The organism is Pseudomonas maioricensis, assembly GCF_022790535.1.
Taxonomy (GTDB): Bacteria; Pseudomonadota; Gammaproteobacteria; order Pseudomonadales; family Pseudomonadaceae; genus Aquipseudomonas; species Aquipseudomonas maioricensis.
This window is the reverse complement of sequence record NZ_LOHG01000007.1, coordinates 66,225-91,474: the sequence shown is the minus strand read 5'-3', so window position 1 is coordinate 91,474 and position 25,250 is coordinate 66,225. Positions and strand designations below refer to the sequence as shown.

7 protein-coding genes are annotated in these 25,250 nt (G+C 59.6%); 2 read left to right on the top strand and 5 right to left on the bottom strand.

Going from position 1 to position 25,250, the window contains the following annotated elements; all coding sequences use genetic code 11:
• Positions 1-257 precede the first annotated feature (257 nt).
• The gene (dkgB, locus tag AUC61_RS12895; RefSeq protein WP_243246597.1) at positions 258-1,061 is read left to right on the top strand and encodes a 2,5-didehydrogluconate reductase DkgB; all 804 of its coding nucleotides are present in this window, start codon (positions 258-260) and stop codon (positions 1,059-1,061) included.
• A 145-nt stretch (positions 1,062-1,206) separates the two neighbouring features.
• Here dkgB and AUC61_RS12890 read toward each other — a convergent pair whose 3' ends face one another.
• Together AUC61_RS12890 and AUC61_RS12885 are read right to left on the bottom strand one after the other, a co-directional pair.
• The gene (locus AUC61_RS12890; protein WP_243246596.1) at positions 1,207-2,541 is read right to left on the bottom strand and encodes a lysine N(6)-hydroxylase/L-ornithine N(5)-oxygenase family protein; all 1,335 of its coding nucleotides are present in this window, start codon (positions 2,539-2,541) and stop codon (positions 1,207-1,209) included.
• Positions 2,542-2,850: 309 nt separating this feature from the next.
• On the bottom strand, positions 2,851-4,725 hold the full coding sequence (locus AUC61_RS12885; RefSeq protein ID WP_243246595.1) for an MFS transporter: 1,875 nt from the start codon (positions 4,723-4,725) through the stop codon (positions 2,851-2,853).
• Positions 4,726-5,089: 364 nt separating this feature from the next.
• Here AUC61_RS12885 and AUC61_RS12880 point away from each other — a divergent pair, with 364 nt between their 5' ends.
• Entirely contained in the window at positions 5,090-8,563 is a 3,474-nt protein-coding gene (locus tag AUC61_RS12880; RefSeq protein WP_243246824.1) for a PAS domain-containing hybrid sensor histidine kinase/response regulator, read from the top strand.
• Positions 8,564-8,710: 147 nt separating this feature from the next.
• Here the strand turns inward: AUC61_RS12880 and AUC61_RS12875 are convergent, their stop codons facing one another.
• The 3 genes from AUC61_RS12875 to AUC61_RS12865 all read right to left on the bottom strand — a co-directional run bounded on the left by AUC61_RS12875 (position 8,711) and on the right by AUC61_RS12865 (position 25,197).
• Positions 8,711-10,123 carry an aspartate aminotransferase family protein gene (locus AUC61_RS12875; RefSeq protein ID WP_243246594.1) on the bottom strand — a complete coding sequence of 471 codons (1,413 nt, stop codon included), beginning with the start codon at positions 10,121-10,123 and terminating at the stop codon, positions 8,711-8,713.
• A 127-nt stretch (positions 10,124-10,250) separates the two neighbouring features.
• Positions 10,251-11,741 carry a DASS family sodium-coupled anion symporter gene (locus AUC61_RS12870; RefSeq protein WP_243246593.1) on the bottom strand — a complete coding sequence of 497 codons (1,491 nt, stop codon included), beginning with the start codon at positions 11,739-11,741 and terminating at the stop codon, positions 10,251-10,253.
• A 400-nt stretch (positions 11,742-12,141) separates the two neighbouring features.
• Positions 12,142-25,197: a non-ribosomal peptide synthetase gene (locus AUC61_RS12865; protein WP_243246592.1), complete on the bottom strand. Its 13,056-nt coding sequence runs from the start codon at positions 25,195-25,197 to the stop codon at positions 12,142-12,144.
• Between the last annotated feature and the right edge of the window lie 53 nt (positions 25,198-25,250).

Sequence of the window (25,250 nt, the reverse complement as noted above, 5' to 3'; positions counted from 1 at the left end):
CGAAGCGTTTATCCTGACTCACAGCGATCGCAGCCTTCGGCAGCTCCTACAGTTCAAGGGTGTGCGGCACGACAGAGATGTGCCGGACAGATGCGCTAAATCTTGAACCCTGCGCGTCTGGTACTGACCAACCTCACAAGCCTATTCGTGACGCACAGGCAAATATCCCTTTCCCGCCCCACTGTTTTTCTCTGCGGTTCGAGCCGGGATACTGCGCTCACGTCTTGTTTATTGAATCAATTGAAGGAGCACCGCACATGACCGTCCCAGCATTCGGCCTCGGCACTTTTCGCCTCAAGGATCAGGTTGTCATTGACTCGGTGACCAACGGTCTTGAAGTTGGCTATCGGGTGATCGATACCGCACAGATCTACGGCAACGAAGCAGAGGTTGGCAAAGCCATCGCCGCCAGCAGCGTGCCGCGCGATGATTTGTTCATTACTACCAAAATCTGGACTGACAATTTTGCCGCCGACAAGCTGATACCGAGCCTGAAGGAAAGCCTGGCGAAACTGCAGACCGATCACGTTGATCTGACCTTGATCCACTGGCCTTCGCCTGAAGGCAAAGTCTCGGTCAAAGAATTCATGACCGCGTTGCTGGAGGCTAAAAAGCAGGGGCTGACCAAGCAGATCGGCATTTCCAACTTCACGGTTGCCCTGATGAAGGAAGCCATCGAGGTGGTCGGTGCCGAGAACATCGCGACCAACCAGATTGAACTGCATCCGTACCTGCAGAACCGCAAAGTAGCTGACTTCGCCAAACAGAACGGCATTCAGATCACGTCGTACATGACGCTGGCTTACGGCGAAGTACTTAAAGATCCTGTGATTGAACAGATCGCCAAACGCCACAATGCTTCAACCGCGCAGGTCACTCTGGCGTGGGCAATGCAACTGGGCTACGCGGTGATCCCGTCCTCGACCAAACGCAGCAACCTGGAAAGTAACCTCAAGGCCCGCGAGCTGAAATTGAGCGATGAAGATATGGCAGAGATCGCAGCACTGGATCGCGGCCACCGCCTGACCAGCCCCGCGAGCCTTGCGCCAAAGTGGGATTGATCAGCGTCTGATTGAAATGCGATGCCTGTGGGAGCCGGGCTTGCCCGCGATAAGGACACCGCGAATCTCTGTTAGATCGCGTCGACCTTATCGCGGGCAAGCCCGGCTCCCACAAGAGATCGCATTTCAATTCAATGAGGTGTGCTTAGCCCACCGCCAACAACCGCTCCAGCACCGATTGATCACGCCCTGTACGCACAACGTTGTCGTACAACGACTCGGCAATTTCATCGGCACGGATCGGTAACACCGACAACAACGTGTCACTCAGGCCGTGGCTGGACTCGCAAAAGCCCTGCATATAGATCGAAGCCTTGCAGCGGCTGTCGGTCTTGATCCGGTAGTCGCGGTCTACTTCGAAATCCCCCAGGTACTCACTGAGCGGCTCCAGCAGGTGCCGGTGCAACTGGCGCTCGTAACCGGTGGCCAGCACCACCGCGTCATAGGTTTGCACGCTGCTTTCACCATTGGCCAGGTTGCCCAGCGCTACCTCGATGCCATTGGCCGTAGCCGTCGCGTTCTGCACCGAGGTCAGGCTGCGGAACGTGTGGCGGGCGATGCCGGAAACTTTCTGGCGATAGAACACACCGTAAATTCGCTCGATCAGATCGATATCGACCACCGAATAGTTAGTGCTGTGATACTCGCGAATCATCTGTTCGCGCTGGGCACCGTTCTGGCTGAACATCAGGTCAGTGAACTCAGGGGAAAACACTTCATTGACGAACGGGCTGTCATCGGCAGGTTTAAGTGCCGACCCGCGCAGGATCATGTCGACCTGAACAGACGGATAGCTGTCATTGAGGTCAATGAACGCCTCGGCAGCGCTCTGCCCCCCGCCGATGATAGCGATGCGCATAGGCTTGCCATTGGCGCAGGCTTGCTGGGCCATGGACTGCAGATACCTGGAATGGTGGAACACCCGCGCATCGTTTTTCAGGCTCGTGAAAGCCTCTGGAATACGCGGGGTGCCGCCCGGGCTGACGACCACCGAACGGGTGGTCCGCACGTGACTCTGCCCCTGGGTATCACGGGAAATCACTCGCAATGCTTCCACTTGCTGCTTGTGCAGCACCGGCTCGATTGCAGTGACCTCTTCGCCATACCGGCTTTGGTCGTTGAACTGCGCAGCCACCCAGCGCAGGTAATCGTTGTACTCCATACGGCACGGGTAAAAAGTGCCCAGGTTGATGAAGTCCACCAGACGACCGTGCTGCTTCAGGTAGTTGACGAAAGAAAACGGGCTGGTGGGATTGCGCAAGGTAACCAGATCCTTGAGGAAGGAAATCTGCAACTCACTCTGCGTGACCAGCGTGTTGCCGTGCCAGCGATAATCAGCCTGTTTGTCGAGGAACAACGCATCCAGCGCACCCTCCCGCTCGCCCCGCTCCTGCAGGGCAATCGCCAGTGCCAGATTGGATGGACCAAAACCGATACCGATCAAATCGTGAACCACGGCAGATACAAGAGCCTGTGTCATTCCAGTGTCCTCGGGGGATGTTTCGTACTCGTCAATCGAATGGCCAGCAAGGTGGCCTGTTGAGTAGGAAACGAGGGCAAGGAAACAAAATTTAACGAATGGCCGAGAACTGGCATCGACGCCGGGGGCGGAACAGCCGACGCGACGGTTATGTGGTCTACAGGGGGTGCGACACCACTAAGGAATATCTGTAGGAGCTGCCGCAGGCTGCGATCGCGGTGTGTCAGGTCTGATGCATTCGCAGCCTTCGGCAGCTCCTACAGGGGGTACGTTTCAATCAAGGATTTCGCGAACTTGATAAACCGCGGTTTAACGCAATTCCCCACGCAACAACGCCACCTGCTCGCGAGCGGCTGCCGGGGCCGATGCCTCACCGCTCAGCGCTGGACCGGCGACAACGGTTACCCGCGACCACAAGCGCCGGAACAAGCCCTTGCCCGGAGCGCGGCTGAAGAAGCTGCCCCACAGGCCTTGCAACGCCAGCGGAATCACCGGCACGGCGGTTTGCTCAAGAATGCGCGTCATGCCGCTTTTGAACTCGTCGATTTCGCCGTCGCTGGTCAACTTGCCTTCCGGGAAGATGCATACCAGTTCGCCTTCGCTCAGGTACTGGGCAACTTTTTTGAAAGCCTGATCGTAGATCAGCAGGTCCTCGTTGCGCCCGGCAATGGGAATGGTCCCGGCAGTACGGAAGATGAAATTGAGCACCGGCAGGTTGTAGATCTTGTAGTACATGACAAAGCGTATCGGCCGCCGAACCGCTCCGCCGATCAGCAAGGCATCTACAAAGGACACGTGGTTGCAGATCAACAATGCCGGTCCGTCATCCGGAATCGAGTCAAGATTCTGGTGTTTGACCCGGTACATGGAATGGCTCAGCAACCAGATCAGGAAGCGCATGGTGAACTCAGGCACCACCTTGAAGATGTATACATTGACGGCAATGTTCATCAACGAGATGACGAGGAACAACTCCGGAATCGACAACTTCGCGACGCTGAGCAGCAGGATCGAGACGATGGCCGATACCACCATGAACAGCGCATTGAGGATGTTATTAGAGGCAATGACCCGCGAGCGCTCGCTTTCCAGCGTGCGCGACTGAATAAGCGCGTACAGCGGCACGATATAGAAGCCGCCAAAAATCCCGATCCCGAGAATATCCAGCAGCACCCACCACGCCTGGCTGAAACCGAGCACGCCCAACCAGTCATTGGCCATGACGTTCTGCGGCATCTCTCCGGAGTGCCACCACAATAAAAGACCAAACACGGTCAGCCCCATGGAGCCGAACGGCACAAGACCAATCTCCACCTTACGTCCGGAGAGACGCTCGCAGAGCATCGACCCCAGCGCAATGCCGATGGAGAAGACGGTGAGAATCAGGGTGACAACGGTTTCGTCACCGTAGAGCCACTCTTTGGCGTAGGACGGGATCTGCGTGAGGTAGATCGCGCCGACAAACCAGAACCACGAGTTGCCAACGATTGAGCGTGACACCGCTGGCGTCTGCCCAAGCCCCAGGCGTAACGTGGCCCAGGTCTGAGTGAAGATGTTCCACTCCAGCTTCATCTGTGGCGCAACGGCAGCAGCCCGAGGGATGCCGTGGCTGGCGACGTACCCCAGACACGCGGTGAGGACCATGGCGCTGGCGACAATCATCTCGTAATGGGCGGTGGACATCATCACACCGGCGCAAATGGTCCCGGCCAGAATCGCCAGAAAAGTGCCCATTTCCACCAGCCCGTTGCCGCCCACCAACTCCTCTTCGCGCAGGTGTTGCGGCAGGATCGAATACTTCACCGGCCCGAACAGCGCCGAGTGGGTGCCCATGGCAAACAACGCCAGCAACATCAGCCACAGGTGCCCGAACAGAAACCCCACCGCTCCGACCAGCATGATGCCGATCTCAGCCAGCTTGATCAGGCGTATCAGGGCATCCTTGGCGTACTTTTCACCAAACTGCCCAGCCAGCGCCGAGAACAGAAAGAACGGCAGGATAAACAGCAAGGCGCACAGGTTGACCCAGATCGAACGGTCACCGTCGATGTTCAACTTGTAAAGAATGGCCAGAATCAGCGATTGCTTGAGGATGTTGTCGTTGAACGCCCCAAGGGACTGGGTAATGAAAAACGGCAGGAAACGGCGCTTTCCAAGCAGGGAGAATTGTGACTGATGGCTCATCGTCCGCGATCCTGAATGACTTGGGCCACATTGAAGACGTTAGATGACGGAATGTCGATAGGACGTTTCCGATTGTTGCGAATGCAAACTCTTCCGGAGGCGTTCGACGTGTTCTGACACCGGGCTGTCATGGAACACATCAAGTGATCTGTAGGAGCTGCCGGAGGCTGCGAGAGCAATCTTTCTGACATACCGCAATCGCAGCCTTCCGCAGCTCCTACAGTAAGCACGTTTCAACTCGACGAATCGCATATTGGCAAATTCACCGGCTGCGACCCTATGCCGCTTCACGACTAAAGTCGCTCCTACAATCGCGAACCTTCATGCGAGACTAGCCAGCTTGTCATTGAGGCTCTGAATGTCTATGTCGCTGTCCAGCGGGCTGATTGCAGCCGTCGCCCTCGCTTATATGGCCATCATGTTTGCCATCGCCTTTTACGGCGATCGGCGCAGCACCTCGCTGCCTCCCCGGTTGCGGGCGTGGGTGTACAGCCTGTCGCTGGCGGTTTACTGCACCAGCTGGACGTTCTTTGGTGCGGTAGGCCAGGCCGCAGAGCAGTTGTGGTCGTTCCTGCCGATCTACCTCGGCCCTGTGGTGCTGATGCTGCTGGCACCCTGGGTGTTGCAGAAGATGGTCCTGATCAGCAAGCAGGAGAACATTACTTCTATTGCCGACTTCATCGCCGCCCGCTACGGCAAGTCGCAGTCCCTGGCGGTGGTCGTTGCGCTGATCTGCCTGGTTGGCGTGCTGCCCTATATCGCCTTGCAGCTCAAAGGCATTGTGCTCGGGGTGAACATCCTGATTGGCGCAGTTGCCGATGCCACCGGCACCCGCGCGCAGGACACCGCACTGATCGTATCGCTGGTGCTCGCGCTGTTCACGATCGTCTTCGGCACGCGCAATCTGGACGTGACCGAGCACCACCGCGGCATGGTCATGGCCATAGCCTTTGAGGCGCTGGTCAAACTGTTCGCGTTCATGGCGGTGGGCGCGTTCGTGACGTACGGCCTGTACGACGGCTTCGATGATCTGTTCAATCAAGCCCTGATTGCGCCACGGCTTGAGGAATACTGGAAAGAAACCATCAACTGGCCGTCCATGGTGGTTCAGACCGGCGTGGCGATGATGGCGATTGTCTGCCTGCCGCGACAGTTTCACGTCACTGTCGTGGAAAATATCGACCCGCAGGATTTGCGTCTGGCCAAGTGGGTGTTCCCGGCCTATCTGGTGCTGGCAGCGTTGTTCGTGGTGCCAATCGCACTCGCCGGGCAAATGCTGCTGCCTGACTCGGTACTGCCTGACTCATTCGTGATCAGCCTGCCATTGGCGACCACACATCCGTCGCTGGCCTTGCTGGCCTTTATCGGCGGCGCCTCGGCGGCCACCGGCATGGTGATTGTCGCCAGCGTGGCGCTGTCGACGATGATTTCCAACGACATGTTGCTGCCCTGGCTGCTGAGCCGCAAAACCGCCGAACGCCCATTCGAAGCCTTCCGCCACTGGATGCTGTCGGTACGCCGGGTCAGCATCGTGGTCATTCTGTTACTGGCGTATGTCTGCTATCGGCTGCTCGGCTCGACAGCCAGTCTGGCGACCATTGGCCAGATAGCCTTCGCAGCCATTACTCAGCTTTCGCCCGCCATGTTCGGCGCACTGTGGTGGAAACAAGCCAACCGCCGTGGTGTTTTCGCCGGGTTGGGCGCAGGAATTTTCCTTTGGTTCTACACACTGGTATTGCCGATCTCCGCTGAAAGCCTCGGCTGGTCGCTGGAAAGCTTCCCGCTGCTGGCCTGGCTGCACGGCAATCCGTTGGGGCTGCCGATTACGCCCCTGACTCAAGGCGTGGTGCTGTCGCTGGCGGGTAACTTCATTCTGTTCGGCTGGGTCTCGGTGATCTCAAAAACACGGGTTTCGGAGCACTGGCAGGCTGGCCGCTTCATCGGTCAGGACGCCAGCGTCAGCAGCGGCAACCGGCCGCTGCTGGCTGTACAGGTCGAAGACTTGCTAAACCTCTCTGCCCGGTTTGTTGGCGAAGAACGCGCCCGCCAGAGCTTCATTCGCTTTGCCTACCGACAAGGCAAAGGCTTCAACCCCAACCAGAACGCCAATGGCGACTGGATTGCCCACACCGAACGCTTGCTGGCCGGTGTACTGGGCGCGTCATCGACCCGGGCCGTGGTGAAAGCAGCCATCGAAGGCCGCGACATGCAGCTCGAAGACGTGGTGCGCATTGCCGACGAAGCCTCGGAAGTCCTGCAGTTCAACCGTGCTCTGCTGCAAGGCGCCATCGAGAACATTACGCAAGGGATCAGCGTGGTCGACCAGTCGCTGAAGCTGGTGGCGTGGAATCACCGATATCTGGAGCTGTTCAATTACCCCGAGGGGCTGATCAGCATCGGTCGGCCGATTGCCGACATCATTCGCTACAACGCTGAACGCGGTTTGCTTGGCCCTGGTGAGGCGGAAGTCCACGTGGCCCGGCGCCTGCACTGGATGCGCCAAGGCCGTGCTCACACCTCAGAACGCATGTTCCCCAATGGCCGGGTCATCGAGCTGATCGGCAACCCGATGCCAGGTGGCGGCTTTGTCATGAGCTTCACCGACATTACCGCCTTCCGCGATGCCGAACATGCGCTCAAGGGTGCCAACGAAAGCCTTGAGCAGCGGGTGGCCGAGCGGACCCACGAACTGTCGCAATTAAACCTGGCACTGACCGAAGCCAAGGGCACCGCAGAGACCGCCAACCAGTCGAAGACCCGCTTCCTTGCAGCAGTCAGCCATGACCTGATGCAACCGCTGAATGCCGCACGCTTGTTTTCCGCAGCGCTTTCACATCAAGACGACGGCATGTCGGCTGACGCCCGGCAACTGGTGCAGCACTTGGACAGCTCACTACGCTCGGCCGAAGACCTGATCAGCGACCTGCTGGATATTTCCCGCCTGGAAAACGGCAAGATCACCCCGGATCGCCAACCGTTCGCCCTCAACACGCTGTTCGACACACTGGGCGCAGAGTTCAAAGCACTGGCGCAAGAACAAGGGCTGACATTTCGGGTACGCGGCACCGCACTGCGGGTCGACAGCGATGCCAAGTTGCTAAGGCGCATCCTGCAGAACTTCCTGACCAATGCGTTCCGGTATGGCAAGGGTCCGGTGTTGCTGGGTGTACGCCGTCGGGGCACCTACCTGAGCCTTGAAGTTTGGGATCGGGGTCCTGGTATTCCGAAAGACAAGCAGCGGGTGATTTTCGAGGAGTTCAAGCGCCTGGACAGCCACCAGACCCGCGCCGAAAAGGGCTTGGGGCTGGGGCTCGCCATCGCTGACGGGTTGTGTCGTGTGCTGGGCCACACCTTGCAGGTACGTTCATGGGCGGGCAAAGGCAGCGTGTTCAGTGTCTGCGTGCCACTGGCCCAGCATCAGACGGTCCCCGTCAGCGTGGTTGCCGATGCAAACCGCACAGCGCTGACCGGTACGCAGGTGCTGTGTATCGATAATGAAGACAGCATTCTGATCGGCATGAACAGCCTGCTGACTCGTTGGGGCTGTCAGGTCTGGACCGCTCGCAGCCGCGAGCAATGCCAGGCGCTACTGGACGAAGGCGTACGCCCGCAGCTGGCGCTGGTGGATTACCACCTGGATGACGGCGAAACCGGCACCGAGTTGATGGCCTGGCTGCGTACCCGCCTCGGCAACCCGCTCCCGGGAGTCGTGATCAGCGCCGACGGCCGTCCGGAACTGATCGCTCAAGTGCACGCAGCCGGGCTGGATTACCTGCCCAAACCCGTCAAGCCCGCTGCGTTGCGGGCACTGTTGAGTCGGCATGTGATGTTGGGCTAACCACAAGCCCTGTAGGAGTGAGCTTGCTCGCGATAGCGGTAGATCTGTTAAGTAGATCTCGTCTGATCTGACGCTATCGCGAGCAAGCTCACTCCTACAGAAAAGCTTCTAAATTCGGATAGTTATTTTATGTTTAATGAGAGCGGGCTAAACCCGCTCCACCGCTGCGGCCAGCGCCTTGGCAAAACGCCTTGCCACTTCATCCACCTGCTCGGCGGTGATAACCAAGGGCGGCAGGAAGCGCACGACACTGCCGTGACGACCACCCAGCTCCAGAATCAACCCGCGCTTCAGGCATTCGTTCTGCACCAACGGTGCCAGTTTGCCAAATGCCGGAGGATGGCCCAAACCGTCGACAGCGCCTGTCGGGTCCACCAGTTCAACCCCGAGCATCAAGCCACGACCACGAATGTCGCCCATCTGCGGGAAATCGCGTTGCAGTACCCGCAGGTGCTCGGTCAGGCGAGCGCCCATCGCGGTCGCATGGCCAGCGATATCATGCTGTTTGAGATAAGCCATGACGGCAGAACCCGCCGCCATCGCCATCTGGTTACCACGGAAAGTCCCGGCATGCGCCCCCGGGAGCCACTTGTCCAGCCACTCGCGATAAACCACCACGGCCAGCGGCAGGCTGCCGCCGATGGCTTTTGAGAGCACCACGACGTCCGGCACAATGCCCGCGTGCTCAAAGGCAAACATTTTGCCGGTGCGGGCAAAACCGCTCTGAATCTCATCGACGATCAGCGCGACTCCGGCCTTTTCGGTGATCCGACGCAGGCCACGTAGCCAGTCCAGGTCAGCCGGGATCACCCCGCCCTCGCCCTGCACCACTTCAACGATGGCGGCCGCGGGCAGTTGCACGCCAGCCTCCGGGTCATTGAGCAGGTTTTCCAGATAACGCAGGTTGACCTTCACACCCTCGGCGCCACCCAGCCCGAACGGGCACCGATAGTCATAGGGAAACGGCAGAAATTGCACACCACTGTTGAGCAATGCAGCCATAGGCTTTTTGGGCCCGAGACTGCCCATCAGGCTCAGTGCGCCCATGCTCATGCCGTGATACCCGCCCTGGAACGACAGCACGGTCGTGCGCCCGGTCGCGGTGCGCACCAGCTTCAATGCGGCTTCCACTGCGTCGGTCCCGGTGGGGCCGCAAAACTGGATTTTCGCGTCGCGGGCAAAGGTTTCCGGCAACAATCCGAACAGGTCCTGGACGAATTGATCCTTGACCGGGGTAGTCAGGTCAAGGGTATGCAGCGGCAGACCGTCATCGAGTACCTTGCGAATAGCGGCGATGACCACCGGATGGTTATGCCCCAACGCCAAGGTCCCGGCTCCCGCCAGGCAGTCAATAAAGGTGCGACCTTCCACATCTTCAACGTAGATACCCTGGGCGCGTTTCAGCGCCAGCGGCAGGCGTCGGGGATAACTGCGAGCATTGGATTCCTGCTGCTTCTGACGCTCCAGCAGTGGTGAGTCTTCGAACTGATAAAGCACTTCTTCCGGCTCGCTGTTGAGCCGGGCAGATAAATTTTCATTGCGACTGATGGCGACTGACATCCTTCAAACCCTCGATAGCATGCGGTGGATGCAAAGCACGGAAGTGGGCATCTGCCACGCCATTCAGCGCCGGTAGATTCCTGTCTTAAGGAAACGCACCAGCGCAGTCGGGATTTACTGCCGCCGCTTACATCCAGCCCAACCATTTCCAGTAGGTAGCGCCGAATACCAGCATCAACAGATAGCCGATCACGGTGACCGGAATGCCGACCCGGGCAAACTGCCGGGCGGTGAAGGTTTCAGTGCCCAGGCAGACCATGTTCTGCGGCGCATTGATCGGCAGAATGAACCCGTAACTGACGGCAAACCCCAGCAGCATGGTCATGCCCAGTCGGTTGAAATCCCCGGGCAGGGTTTGCAGCACAGCGATAAGGATCGGCAACATTGCCGAGGTCAGTGCCGTGGCACTGGCGAAGCCCAGATGGATCAGAATCAGAAAGCCCGCCAGAATGGCGAACACGCTCAATGGCCCAACCTGATCCAGCCCGGTACGGCTGACCACCTGAACACCCAGCCACTGTCCCGCCTGAGTGGTGAGCAACGCCGTACCCAGGCTGATGCCGACCCCGAAGACAATCACCGTGCCCCAAGGGATTCGCGACTGCACGTCTTTCCAGGTCATCACGCCCCAACGCGGCAATAGCAACAGGACCAGCCCGGCGTAAGTCGTGGACGTTGTGTCAAAGCTATGAAGTTTGCCCTCGGTGGCCCACAGCAACAGCAAGCCAATGGATACGGTCATCAGGCGCTTTTGTGCCCCTGTCATAGGGCCTATCTCTGCAAGGGACTGGGCGACCGCCTCTTTGCCGCCAGGAATATTGTCACTTTCCGGGGGCAGCAGTTTGAGCACCAGAACGATCAGGACGCCCGACATGATGATCGCCCAGGGGGCACCGGCAATCAGCCAGTCGAGCCATGACACACGGGCGCCGAGCATCTTGTCCATGAAGCCTGCTGTCAGCAGGTTTTGCGCAGCAGCGGTCTGAATCCCGACATTCCAGATGCTGGTCCCCTGAGCCACAATAATCATGATCGCGGCAGCAACATTGGAACGTTTGTCCATACCAAACGCAGCAATCACGCCCATCATGATCGGCACCACACACGCACTGCGCGCTGTGGCACTGGGCACCACCAGGCTGAGCAGGATAGTGACGACAATGGCACCCAGCATGATCCGCCGCGTGCTGGTGCCGATGCGTGACAACGTGACCAGAGCGATACGCCGATCCAGCCCGGTATGGGTCATGGCAGCGGCAATGAACAATGCGCCTGCCACCAACGCCAATGCCGAGTTGGAGAAGCCTGTCAGGGCCATGGTAATCGCGGCAGAAGAACCGTAGATCACGGACGGGTCTTTAAGGGTCGGCGCCGTGCCGATCAGGAACGCCATTAGCGAGGTGATCATGATTGCACTGGCTTCGTACGACACCGCTTCGGTGATCCACACCACCACAGCAAACGCCAGAATCGCCAGCATGCGCTGCCCGGCAATGGGTAGATCCGCCGGGAATGGCAGCAACAGCACGGCAACCATGACCGCGATGCCAACCAGCAGACCTATGGGTAACTTGACCTGGGCGGGTGGCTGCTCGGGGATGGTTGAAGAGGCGTTCATGGGCTTTCCTTGATCGGGCGCAACGCAAACAGGGAGCTTGCACAACTTGCATCATGCGCTCCCGGGTGGTGCCTGCCATTGAGATGGATCAACGAACTAGCGCCGATGGCAGCCTGTTGAGTAGCCATCTGGATGATTAAGCCCTGTAGGAGCTGCCGAAGGCTGCAATGGCGATATGTCAGGAAGACTGCTTTCGCAGCCTTCGGCAGCTACAGGTAAAGCGCCTTAATTCAAACGATTGCATTTTCTATGGGTGTAACCCTTCGGCTTCCGAGTTACAGCACCGTCTTGCAGCACAAGAACGGCCTGTAAAAGCAACAAGAATTCACCAAGGCCGCAACAGCGGTGTATCAGAAAATCACTATCGCGGCCTCGCGCTGCTCCCAAAAACTCAGCAGGTTCAGGCCTGGTCCAGTGCCTCCAACTGCGCCATCAGGTCACTCAAACGATCCACTTTCTCCTCGGTCATTTCACTCGACTCAAGCCCGTCGATATAAGCGGCCAGTTGCTCCACCGTGCTGCACTCGAACATCGCCCTTAATGGCACGTTGCGTTGCAATGCGTTCTGCACACGGGAGGCGATTTGCGTGGCCAGCAATGAGTGACCACCCAGTTCGAAAAAGTTGTCGTAGATGCCGACCTGTTCGACTTTAAGCACTTCAGCCCAGATGTCCGCCAGGGTCTGCTCAAGCTCATTGCGCGGTGCGACGTAGGCCTGGCTTTGCAACTGGCCGATGTCGACCCCGGGTAGAGCCCTGCGATCCAGTTTGCCGTTGGCGTTACGTGGCAACTGGTCGAGGATGAGCCAGTGCAGCGGCACCATGTAATCCGGCAGCGAGGCTCGCAGGCGTGCCTTGATGACTTCCGGGAGCTCGCCCTCGTGCGCCTCGACAGGCACCAGATAGCCAACGAGGTATTTACCGTTCGGCCCTTCCTGCACCGCCACAGCAGCATCACGAATTTCTGGCTGTTCATGCAGGCGCGCTTCGATTTCACCCAGCTCGATCCGGAAACCGCGAATCTTCACCTGATGGTCGATACGCCCCACGTATTCAAGTACACCATCAGCCCGACGCCGCGCCAGATCGCCGCTGCGATAAAGTCGCTCACCCGGTGCTCCGAATGGATGCGGCACAAAAACCGGTGCCGTACGCAACGGATCGTGCACATAGCCTCGGCCAACGCCGACACCCGCGATGCACAACTCGCCCACCGCACCCGACGGCACCAAATCAAGCGCGTCATCCAACAGGTACAAACGGTTGTTATCAGTCGGCGTGCCGATGGGCAGATAGCTGCCTTGAGTAGACGCCTGATCGACACGGAAGAACGCAACATCGTCGGAACACTCGGCCGGACCGTAGGCATTCACCAATCCGATGTGTGGATAAGTCTGCAGCCATTGATGCGCCAGTTCAGGCGGCATGGCCTCCCCGGTCGGCAGCATCCAGCGCAAACGCTCCAGCGGTGGGTGATCATCGACCAGCATGCCCTGAATCAGCGACGGCACACTCTCCAACACCGTGACGCCACTGCTTTCAACATGCTTGAGCAGGCCCAATGGATCATGGGCAAGCGCATTAGGCACGATGTCCACCCGCGCCCCGAACAGCGGTGCGGCGAGGAACTGCCAGACCGAGATATCGAAGCTTTGCGACGCCGTCTGGGCGATCACATCAAACTGATCCAGGCTAAGGTACGGTGCTTTGCTCAACTGGTTATTGAGCATGCCGCGCTGCTCGACCATCACCCCCTTGGGCTGTCCGGTGGAGCCGGAGGTAAAGATCACGTAGGCCAGGTTATCCGGGGCGGAATAAATTCCGGGGTTTTCTGTCGAGTGCTTGCCCTGCTGTACGTCTTCCCAAACCAGTAAACGAGGTTTGCCCGCGCAGGAAAACGCTTCGAGAAGGCTCATCGCCTGTTCTTTATAGGCTGCCGTACACACCAGCAATGGCGTGCGGCTCTGCTCGATGATCCCGCTCAAACGTTGCGCGGGCAGGCCTGGATCCAGAGGCAGGTATCCCGCCCCGGCCTTGAAGCTACCGACGATCATGCCCAGCAAATCCAGCCCGCGCTCAGCCAGCAACGCTACCGGTTGATCGACCTGAACACCGGCATTGCGCAGGGCGTGGCCAAGGCGGTTGGCGTTCTGGTTCAGGTCTTTGTAGCTCCACTTATGCTCCAGGCAGGTCGCAGCGATACGTTGAGGGTGTGCCTCGACCCGAGCTTCGAACAATCGCACATAGCCCTGCTCCAACGGGTAATCACGCTGGCTCTGGTTGCAGCCTTGCAACAGCCACTCGCGCTCGACATTTGCCAGCAACGGCAGCTCGGCCATGTCGCCCTGAATGCCGTCTACCAATGCCAGAAGCAGGCGTTTGAATTCACTCAGCAGGCGCTCAACCGTCTCACCATCAAAATAGCGCTGGTCGAAGGAAAGATGCAGCCCAAGGTCGTCGCCTGGGTAACACACCGCCGTCAGCGGGAAATTGGTGTGAGTGCGGCCGGAATCAGAACTGGCGCTCAGGCTTTGGGCGCGGTCCAGTACCGAGACTTCAACCGGGGCGTTTTCGAACACAAACAGACTGTCGAACAGCGGCTGACCTTTAGGCAGTTCGCTGCATTCCTGAATCTGCACCAGCGGCATGTATTCGTGTTCGCGCAGTTGCAGGTTGCTGTCCAGCAGGCCGTGCAGCCAGTCCAGCACCGTGCAGCGCTGATCGTTGGCTGGCAGGCTGACCCGTAACGGAATGCTGTTGATGAACAGGCCAACCGTGCGCTGCATCTGCGGCATGTCTACCGGACGACCCGCTACCGTGACACCAAACACCACGTCAGCGTCGCCACTCAAACGCTGCAAGGTCAGCGCCCACGCCGCCTGGGCGAAGGTGTTGACGGTCAACTGGTGACGCTGGGCAAGCTCTTTCAGGCGCTGCCCCTCGGCGGCATCAAGGCGCGTGTAGCGATCACCGACGATCATGCCGCCACTTTGCCCTGCATGCTCGCGCAACAATGGCCGATCCGTGGGAATGTAGGTGGTGCGCTCAAAGCCCTGCAGGTTGTTGCGCCACCATTGCTTCGACTGAGCAATGTCCTGACGTTGCAGCCAGCCAATATAGTCGCGATAACGCGGCGGCAAGGCGAGTTGTGCTTCACGCCCCTCGCCCAGCGCGGTATAGATTTCAAAGAAATCGCTCATCAGCAAGCCACGGCACCAGGCATCGATCAGAATGTGGTGGTTGCTCATCATGAACCAGTAGCGCCCCTCAGCGACCCGGATCAGACGCAGTTGGAAAGGCGCTTCGTGAAGCAGATCGAAACCGGCTTCACGCTCGCTTTTGAGCAGGGTTTGCAGACGTTCTTCATGCGTGGCTTCTGGCTCGGCACTCCAGTCGACGAACTCGATTCGCGTACCGCCCGGCTTGTGAATGATTTGCAGCATCTGCTCGCCACTGTCCCAGCAAAACGAAGCACGCAAAGCTTCATGACGGGCCACGACGGCTTGCCACGCTTGAGCAAAACGCTGCGGGTCGATCTCGCTGTTGATGCGATAGCGGTCCTGCATGAAGTAGATACCGGTACCCGGCTCAAGCAACGTATGCAGAAGCAGGCCTTCCTGCATGGGCGTCAGCGGATAGACATCTTCGATGCAAGCGACGGGAACCGGCAGCGCGTCCAGTTGGGCTTGAGTCAGACGCGCCAGCGGGAAGTCCGAGGGAGTCAGCCCGCCTGCTGCATCGTCCAGGCAATGAGCGATCAGGCCTTGCAGCTCATCGACATAAGCCATGGCCAGCGTTTCGATCGTCGCTGCTGCGAAGCGTTCATGGCTGAAGGTCCAGCGCAGCACCAGTTCCCCGCCATACACCTGGCTGTCGATGCTCAAGGCATTCGGCAGTGGTGCATGCTCGTCGTGAGTCGGGCCGACAAAAGCGTCCAGCGGTTTGAACAGCGCATCGTCGGCAAAGCTCTGATCGAACTGCCCCAGATAATTGAAAGTAATCGAGGCCTCAGGCAATGCGGCCATGCTTTGACGACATGTCTCGTCAGCCAGATAACGCAGCACGCCATAGCCCAGCCCCTTGTGTGGCACCTGACGCAGTTGCTCTTTGATGACCTTGATCGATGCAGCACGACCCGTCTCTTCCGCCACATCCTGCGGCGTAAGCCTTAGCGGATAAGCACTGGTGAACCAGCCGACACTGCAGGTCAGGTCGATATCATCGAACAGGGTTTCACGCCCATGACCCTCGAGTTGAATCAGCGCAGATTCCTCGCCGGTCCAGCGGCACACCACCCGCGCCAGCGCCGTCAGCAACAAGTCGTTAACCTGCGTCCGATAGGCCGCCGGAGCCTGCTGCAGCAACTGTCGGGTGTGCTGTGCATCCAGACGCACGCTGAAGGTTTGAGCCTGAGCATTTAGCTGACGGCCTTGCGGATGATCGAACGGCAACTCGCCGCTGCCAGTCAATTGGGTCTGCCACCACTGAAGCTCTTCGCGCAGTGGCTCGCTGTTGGCGTATGCCTGCAAGCGTTGGGTCCAGTCCCGGAACGCGCTGGTCTTGGCGGGCAGCGGTTGCTCACGATAAGCCGCTTGTAAGTCGTCGAGCAGAATTCGCCACGACACGCCGTCCACCACCAGGTGATGGATCGTCAGCAGCAGTTGCTGGGCCCCGCTGTTATCGCTGATCAGAACCCCACGCAACAGCGGACCGCGCTGGAGATTGAGGCTACGTTGCGCATCGGCGAACAGCTCCGGCGAAGCGCTTTCGGCGCGCCAGAGCACTGCGCACTGTTCCAGTGGTGCGTGCTCGGCATGCCATTGACCGCTGTGTTCGGTGAAGCGCAGGCGCAGCGCGTCATGCTGCACCAGGACTTGACGCAAGGCTTGCTCCAGCAGCGCCGGGTCGAGGTTTTCGTTGGGTTGCAGCAGCACCGCCTGGTTCCAGTGCTGGCGCTGCGGGATGTCGCTGGCAAAGAACCAGTGCTGAATAGGCGTTAGTTGCGCGGCACCCAGCACCGGCCCTTGCTCGGCAAGAACCTGCTCGGCGCGAGTCGCAACGTTGGCCAGCGTCTGCACGGTCTGATGCTGGAACATGTCTCGCGGGCTGAAATGAATCCCGGCCTGCCGAGCGCGGCTGACCACCTGGATCGACAGGATCGAGTCGCCACCCAGCTCGAAGAAGTTGTCCAGCAAACCGACGCGTTCGACGTTCAACACCTCACGCCAGATCGCCGCCAACGCTTGCTCAAGCTCATTTTGCGGGGCCATGAATTGCTGGCGGCTGTGCTCCGGATCAGGCGCAGGCAAAGCACGACGGTCGAGCTTGCCGTTGGCGGTCAGCGGCATGCTATCGAGCACAATCAACTGAGCAGGCACCATGTATTCCGGGAGCTGACTGAGCAAATGCTTCTTCAAGGCATCGCGTAACTGAGCCGCGTCGCCCTCGCCCACCACATAGCCCACCAGCTGTTTTCCGCTCGGCGCCTCCAGGGCCAGCACCACAGCTTCGCGCACCGACGCGTGCTCCAGCAGACGGTTTTCGATTTCGCCCAGCTCAATGCGGAAACCACGAATTTTCACTTGATGGTCGATACGCCCCAGATACTCCACCAGCCCATCGGCACGCTGCCGTACCAGATCACCGGTGCGGTACATACGCCCGCCGTTTGCCGAGAACGGATCGACCACAAAGCGCTCTGCGGTCATACCGGGACGCTGGTGATAACCACCCGCCAGCCCGGCACCGCCGATGTACAACTCGCCCGTCGCGCCCTGAGGAACGAGGGCCAGATCGGCATCAAGAATGTAAGCACTGCGAGCGCCGACGACACGACCGATCGGCACAGTCGCCATGCCCTCCTCCAACGCCTCGGGAGCCAGGCAGGCCAGAGGCATGACGACGGTTTCCGTAGGGCCATAGGCGTTGAAAAACTGCTGTGGTTTAAACACTGCGCGAATGCGCTGCAAGTGCTCACCGGTCAAGGCTTCGCCGCCGGTAATGCACATACGAATTGGTAGCGTTTCATGCTGGCTGGCCAACCATTGCGCCAACTGGCTGCCATAGCTGGGCGTGAAGCCGAGAATGTTGATGTGCTGCTCACGAATCAACTCGCAGATTTCCTGCGCGCCCCATTGCCCTTGAGCCCGCAAGACCACACGGGCACCGCAGAGCAATGGCACCAGCAAGCGTTCGGTGGCCGCGTCGAAGTTGATTGAGTAGAAGTGCAGTTCGCAGTCGTCGTTGCGCATGCCGAAACGCTGAATGACCGCACGACAATGCATCGCGATTTCGCCATGACTGACCACGACGCCTTTTGGCTTGCCGGTGGAACCGGAGGTGTAGATCAGGTAGGCCTGATGTTGCGGCAGGGTCAGGTTGGGTAGTTCAGCGTCGTCGTATTGATAGACGTCCTTCTGTTGGAGCGAGGCTTGCCCGCGAAGAACGTTAACGCGGGGGGACTGCTGCACCGGGGCGTCTGGTTCGCGGGCAAGCCTCGCTCCAACAGAGAACGAGAAGTTCACGACTCCCTCCGGCAATTCCCCCAACGCTTCAAACAACTGCGCATCAGCCAACAGCAAGCCGATGCCGCTGTCTTCGATCATGTAATGCAGACGGTCCAGCGGATACTCCGGATCCAGCGGCACATAAGCGCCGCCCGCCTTGAGAATCGCCAGCAGACCTATGACCATTTCGTGGGAGCGCTCAAGGGCCAGACCCACTCTCACTTGCGGGCCAACACCTCGCTCGCGCAGGGCACGAGCCAACTGGTTGGCGCGTCGATTGAGCTGGTCGTAGGTCAGTGTCTGTCCGGCAAAGGTCAGGGCGCCAGCGTCCGGTGTCTTGCGGACCTGTTCGGCGAACAACTCATGAATGCAGTGCGACAGGTCATGCTCGCCGCTCTCTTCTGCCAGCCCGGACAGTAACTGGTCGCGCTCAGCCGACTCAAACAGCGGCAGCTCGCTCAAGCGCTGTTCAGGATCCGTCAGCAAACCTTGCAGTAACGTGCGCCAGTGCTCGGCCATGCGAGCAATGCGCGCCTCGTCGAACAAGTCGCAACTGTAGGTCAGGCAGCAACCCAAGCGCTGATCAAGGTCGGTCACTTCCAGGTTGAGGTCGAACTTGGTCGCCGCTGCATCGTTGACCAGATAATCCACGGTCATCCCGGCCAAGGTGCGGCTTTGCTGGAACTCCCAACGCTGCACGTTGCACATCACCTGGAACAGCGGGTTATACGCAGCACTGCGGGGTGGTTGCAGTGCCTCGACCAGATGATCGAACGGCAAGTCCTGATTGGACTGGCCTTCAATCACCGTCTGGCGTACTTGATCGATCAGTTCGGCGACACTCATCTGCCCGTTGAGCTGGCAACGCAGCACCTGAGTGTTGAGGAACGCACCGATCAGCCCTTCACTTTCCGGGCGAATCCGGTTGGCCACCGGCGCACCAATGCGCAAGTCCTGCTGACCGCTGTAGCGGAAGAGCAATACGGCCAACGCGGCGGTCATGGTCATGAACAGGGTCAGCCCCTGTTCGGCGTTGAACTGACGAACCTGAGCCGCCAGCTCGTCGCCCAGATCGAAGCGATACAGGCCGCCGCGATGGCTTTGCACAGGCGGACGCGGGCGGTCGCCGGGCAGTTCCAGCAGCGGATGTTCGTTGCCGAGTTTGGTCGTCCAGTAATCCAGCTGGCGCTGACGCTCACCGGACTCCAGCCACTGCCGCTGCCAGACGCTGTAATCCAGATACTGCACTGCCAACGGCTCAAGCGGCGACTGACGATCGTCGACGAACGCTTCGTAGAGCGCGCTGAGCTCCCGGGCAAAGATATCCATTGCCCAGCCTTCAGTGACGATGTGATGCAGGGTCAGAACAAAGAAATGCTCCTGCTCACCCGCTTTGACCAGGCAGGCACGCAGCAGTGGGCCACGCTCAAGGTCGAATGGCTCGTGAGCCTGAGCATCGGCAAATGCCTGCAAGCGCTGATCACGGGTGCTGTCATCCAGCGCGGAAAAGTCCTGCCACTGCATGCGCAAATTCAAGTCGGTTTGCACCTGCTGCCAGGCCACGCCGTTGACGCTCGGGAAGGTGGTGCGCAGGGTTTCGTGACGGGCGATGAGCGCGTGCAATGCCGCTTCGAATCGGCTGATATCCAGTACGCCGCGCAAGCGTGCCATACCGCCGACGTTGTAGGCCGGGCTGTTCGGCTCCAGTTGCCAGAGGAACCACATGCGCTGTTGGGAATAAGACAACGGTACCCGCTGGCTGCGGTCGACGCGCTCGATCGGCAGTTGGCGGTTGCTGTCGCCGGCCAGTTGAATCAGACGAACCTGTTCGGCAAACGCACCCAGTTCACTGGCGTCGAACAACACACGCAACGGCAGCTCGACATCGCATGCCTGACGGGTACGAGAAACAATCTGCGTCGCCAGCAACGAATGGCCACCCAGCGCGAAGAAGTCATCGCTCAGCCCGACCCGCTCAAGGCCTAGCACCTCACACCAGATCGCAGCAATTTGCTGTTCAAACTCAGTGCGCGGGGCCACATGTTCACGTTGTTGCCATTGCGGGTCCGGCAACGCACGGCGATCCAGTTTGCCGCTGGGACTCAGCGGCATGCGGTCCAGACGCACCAGTTGCGCGGGTACCATGTACTCCGGCAGCTCTACAGCCAGTGCGGCTTTCAATGGCTCGGCCGCAATGTCGGTGTCGGCGGTGTACCAGCCGATCAGTTGCGCGCCGCCTGGGCCTTCGCGTACCAATACCGCCGCCTGACGCACACCGGGCTGTGCCAGCAGTCGTGCTTCGATTTCTTCCGGTTCAATCCGGAAACCGCGCAGTTTGACCTGCTGATCGAGACGCCCCAGATAGTCAATGACGCCATCGGCGGACCAGCGCGCAAGGTCACCCGTGCGGTACAGCCGAGCGCCCTCTTCGCCCAATGGATCCGGCACAAAGCGCTCGGCGCTCAGCCCTGGACGTCCGAGATAACCACGCGCCAGACCGATGCCACCAATGCACAGTTCACCCGGCACTCCGGCAGGCACCGGGTTCAACTCGTTGTCGAGAATCCGGCACAGCACGTTGCCCAGCGGTCGACCAATCGGCGAGCGCTCGCCATCGTCAGCCTGGCAATGCCAATGGGTGACGTTGATCGCGGTCTCGGTCGGACCATACCGGTTGTGTAGTTGCACGTTCGGCAGTTGCTTGAGTACCCGATTGCGTAGCTCAGTCGGCAGTGCTTCGCCTCCGGAAAACACTCGCTTGAGACTGGTGCACTGCGTCACGCCAGAATCTTCGATGAACAGCTGCAACAGCGGCGGCACAAAGTGCAGGGTCGTCACGTTGAACTGCTGAACGAGTTCGATGATCCGTGCGGGATCGCGATGCTCCCCCGGCGCGGCGATCAGCAACCGGCAGCCAGTGATCAGGGGCCAGAAACACTCCCAGACCGACACATCAAAACTGACCGGGGCTTTTTGCATCAAGACATCACCGGCAACAAGGCAATAAGTCGCTTGCATCCACTGCAGGCGCTCGGCCAACGCCGCATGGGTGTTACCCACGCCCTTGGGTTGCCCCGTAGAGCCGGAGGTGTAAATCACGTAAGCGAGGTTGTCGCCAGACAGATGCAGACCCGGTGCGTTGCACGGCCAGTTGTCCAGGTGCAGATTATCGAGGGTAATCGCGGTGATGGCTTCGCTGACCGGCAAGCCCGGCAACAGATGGCTCTGGGTCAGCAGCAGTTTGACCCCGCTGTCGTGCAGCATGTAACTCAGGCGCTCGCGGGGGTAATCCGGGTCCAGCGGCACATAGGCGCCACCCGCCTTGACGATCGCCAGCAAGCCGATCAGCAACTGCGGAGAACGCTCGGCGCAGATACCTACGCAAACGTCCGGGCCGACGCCCTTGTCGCGCAAATAGTGAGCGAGACGATTGGACTGAGTATCCAGGCTGGCGTAGTCCATTTGCCCGCCGTCCCAGACCAGCGCGGTACCTTCGGGTGTCTGCGTGGCCTGTTCAGCCAACAGTTGCGGCAACCAGCGGGTGGCAGGCACGCAAGGCGCCTGACTCCAGTCCAGTTGCTGAGCCTGCTCAACCGCGCTGAGCAAGACAAGGTCGCCAATGCACCGGTCGGGTTGATCACTGACTTGCTGTAACAACGCGGTGAAGTGTTCCGCCATGCGCCTTACGGTCTGCACATCAAACAGCTCGGCGGCGTAGTCGAAATGCAGTGCCAGACGCCCGCGATGATCTTCTTCGCTGTGCAGTTGCAGGTCGAACTTGGCCTCCCGGCTGTGCCACGGCAGCTCGTCGGCCAGCAAACCCGGCAAACGGCGCAAGGCGCTCAGGTCTCGCTGCTGGTGGTTGAACATCACCTGAAACAAGCCTTGCTCGCGGGCCTGCGGGAACGCTTCAAGCAATTGCTCAAAAGGCAGGTCCTGGTGAGCCTGAGCGCCTAACGTCGTGTGCAGGGTTTCGTCGAGTAATTGGCTGAACGGTTCGCGCGCATCAACCGTCGCGCGCAGCACCAGAGTATTGATGAAGAAGCCCACCAGGCCTTGAGTTTCAAGGCGAGGACGGTTGGCACCTGGCACGCCGATGCGGATGTCGGTCTGCCCGCTGTAGCGATGCAGCAAGCTCTGGAATGCCGCCAGCAGGACCATAAACATCGTCGCCCCTTGCTCATGGGCGGTGTAACGCAAGGCGCTACTCAAACCCTCATCAAGCAGGACGCTGTAGCGCGCCGCCTGATGCGTGCGCAAGGCACTGCGCGGATGATCTGTCGCCAGACTCAATACCGGCTGTTCGTCACCCAACTGTTGCGTCCAGTAAACGAGCTGGCGGTGTGCTTCGCCTGCCGCCAGCCAGTCGCGTTGCCATTGCGCGTAATCAGCGTAGTGCAGCGACAAGGGCGTGAGGGTCGCTTTCTGTCCCTGAGTGGCGGCTGCATAAAGGCGTGAGAACTCGTCGATCAGCACGTTCAGCGACCAGCCGTCAGCAATGATGTGGTGCAACGTGACCCACAGTTGATGCTCCTGGTCGTCGAGACGCACCAGCGTCACCCGCAGCAGCGGCCCTTGCTCAAGGTCGAAGGCCGTCCGTGCGTCCTGATCCCGGGCCTGCACAACCTGAGCATCGCGCTCGGCCTGCGGCACATGACTGAAGTCCAGATGCTGCAAGGTGAACGTTGCTGAGGGCTCAATGCGTTGCAGTGCATGCCCGTCGCGCTCCAGAAAACGTGTACGCAGGGATTCATGCCGCTCGATCAACTGCTCGAAGCTGTTGATCAAGGCCTGCTGATCGAGATCGCCGCGCAAACGCAGCGCGGCAGGAATGTTGTATGCAGCGCTTTGCGGCTCCAGTTGCCAGACAATCCACAGGCGGTTTTGCGCCAGCGACTGGGGCAGATCACGATCACGCGGCAGCAACGCAATGCTGTTCTGGCGGGTTGCACCTGAGGCTTGCTGACGCGCGACTTCAGTGCAGAACTCGGCCAGTGAAGGCGCCTCGAACAACAGGCGTAGATTCAGCTCCAGACCAAGAGCCTCACGTAAACGTCCCATGACCTGGGTTGCGGCGATCGAGTTGCCACCGAGCAGGAAGAAATGGTCATCGTCGGCAATGTGCTCGACGTGCAGCTGCTCACGCCAGATCGCGGCGATGCGCTGTTGCAGGTCATCGCCAGCAGCCGTGTTATCCGTTGCCCGTTCAGCATCAGTCTCACCCCTATGCTGGGCGACCGGGAAAAACGCATAACTGTCGAGCGTGCCATCCGCCAGACGGATGCGGCAGGCCGAGCGTTGCAGCTTGCCGCTGGAAGTCTTTGGCAATGCGCCGGGATTGAGCAATGCAACGACGCTTGGCGTTTCCTGAAATGCCTCAGCCACGGTTTGCCGAATAGCCTTGATCAAAGCGTCCGGCGGCAGGATTTTCTGCACGCTACGGCTGATTTCCGCCGCGATACCAATGCCATCCACACCGTTTTCAGTCACCGCAAACGCGGCAACACGCCCCTTGCGGACCACGTCGACTTCGCGCTCGATGGCCTGCTCTATGTCCTGCGGATAAAGGTTATGACCTCGCACGATCAACATGTCTTTCAAGCGACCTGTGACGAACAGTTCGCCATGACGCAGAAAACCAAGATCACCGGTACGCAGCCAGGTACGGCCGTCCCGCTCAACAAAAGTCCTGGCACTGGCTTCGGGGTTGCGCCAGTAGCCATGGGCAATACTGGGGCCGGCGGCCCAGATCTCCCCCACTTGATTGTCTGCCAGCACCTCACCACTCACGGCATCGACAATACACACCGCATGCTTGGGCTGACTGCCACCGCAACTCATTAACACGCTGCCAGCACCTGGCTCGGCGCGGTTCTGCGCCAACGCCTGATCGCTCACTTCCAGATTCGGAATACCGCGTCCGCGCTGCCCGCCGGTCACGAACAATGTGGCTTCGGCCAAGCCGTAGCAGGCGAAGAAACTGTCTGCCGTGAAACCGCTGGCGGCGAACTTGCTGCTGAACAGATCGAGACTGTCCTGACGAATCGGCTCGGAGCCGGAAAATGCCACGCGCCATTTGCTCAGGTCTAACTTTTCCAGAGCCGAGTCACTGACTCGTTCGCTGCATAGCCGATAGGCGAAATCAGGCCCGCCACTGATCGTGCCGCCGTACTCACTGATTGCCTCCAGCCAGCGCAGTGGACGGCCGAGGAAGTAGCCCGGCGACATCAACACACACGGTACACCGCTGAAGATCGGTTGCAGCAAGCCGCCGATCAGTCCCATGTCGTGATACAGAGGCAACCAACTGACGATGACATCGTTCGGGTTGAGATCGATGCCGAAGCCGCGACGAATCAGCAGCTCGTTGGCCACCAGATTGCCGTGGCTGACCTGCACGCCTTTGGGCAACGCGGTAGAGCCGGATGTGTATTGCAGGAACGCGATGTCATCCTGGTGCAGGCTCGGCTCACGCCAGGCGTTTGCCAGATCGATGTCCAGGGTATCCACACATAACAGTTGGGGAGCATCGGCGGCATTGAGCTGCTCGCTCATTTGCAGCAGGGATTCGCGCAAACTGCTGTGAGCCAGGATCAGCCGCGGCTCGGCGTCGGCGATGATCGACAGCAGACGCTCCTGATGATGACGACGCGCCGACTCGGGCGGATAGGCAGGCACCGCAATAACACCGGCATACAGGCAACCAAAAAATGCCGCGACATAATCCGGCCCGCTGGGGAACAACAACACTGCACGTTCGCCGGGCTCGACCTGAGCTTGCAAGGCTGCCGCGATAGTGCGCGCCCGCTGATCAAGCTGGCGATAACTGAGCACCGCGCCGTCACTGGCCTCCTCAGCCAGAAAACGCAAGGCAATGCGATCAGGCTGGCCTTCTGCACGTTGTTGCAGGGCCTGCACCAGAGTGTTGGGGAGTTCGAACGCGTCGTTCATGGTTGTTCCTGCCTGAGTCCGGCTTGCAATCGGGAGTTCACGAAGAGAGGCGC

Excerpts from the sequence above, each read along its gene's own strand:
- dkgB (WP_243246597.1), top strand. The coding sequence starts at position 258 with ATGACCGTCCCAGCATTCGGCCTCGGCACTTTTCGCCTCAAGGATCAG.
- AUC61_RS12890 (WP_243246596.1), bottom strand. The coding sequence starts at position 2,541 with ATGACACAGGCTCTTGTATCTGCCGTGGTTCACGATTTGATCGGTATC.
- AUC61_RS12885 (WP_243246595.1), bottom strand. The coding sequence starts at position 4,725 with ATGAGCCATCAGTCACAATTCTCCCTGCTTGGAAAGCGCCGTTTCCTG.
- AUC61_RS12880 (WP_243246824.1), top strand. The coding sequence starts at position 5,090 with ATGTCGCTGTCCAGCGGGCTGATTGCAGCCGTCGCCCTCGCTTATATG.
- AUC61_RS12875 (WP_243246594.1), bottom strand. The coding sequence starts at position 10,123 with ATGTCAGTCGCCATCAGTCGCAATGAAAATTTATCTGCCCGGCTCAAC.
- AUC61_RS12870 (WP_243246593.1), bottom strand. The coding sequence starts at position 11,741 with ATGAACGCCTCTTCAACCATCCCCGAGCAGCCACCCGCCCAGGTCAAG.
- AUC61_RS12865 (WP_243246592.1), bottom strand. The coding sequence starts at position 25,197 with ATGAACGACGCGTTCGAACTCCCCAACACTCTGGTGCAGGCCCTGCAA.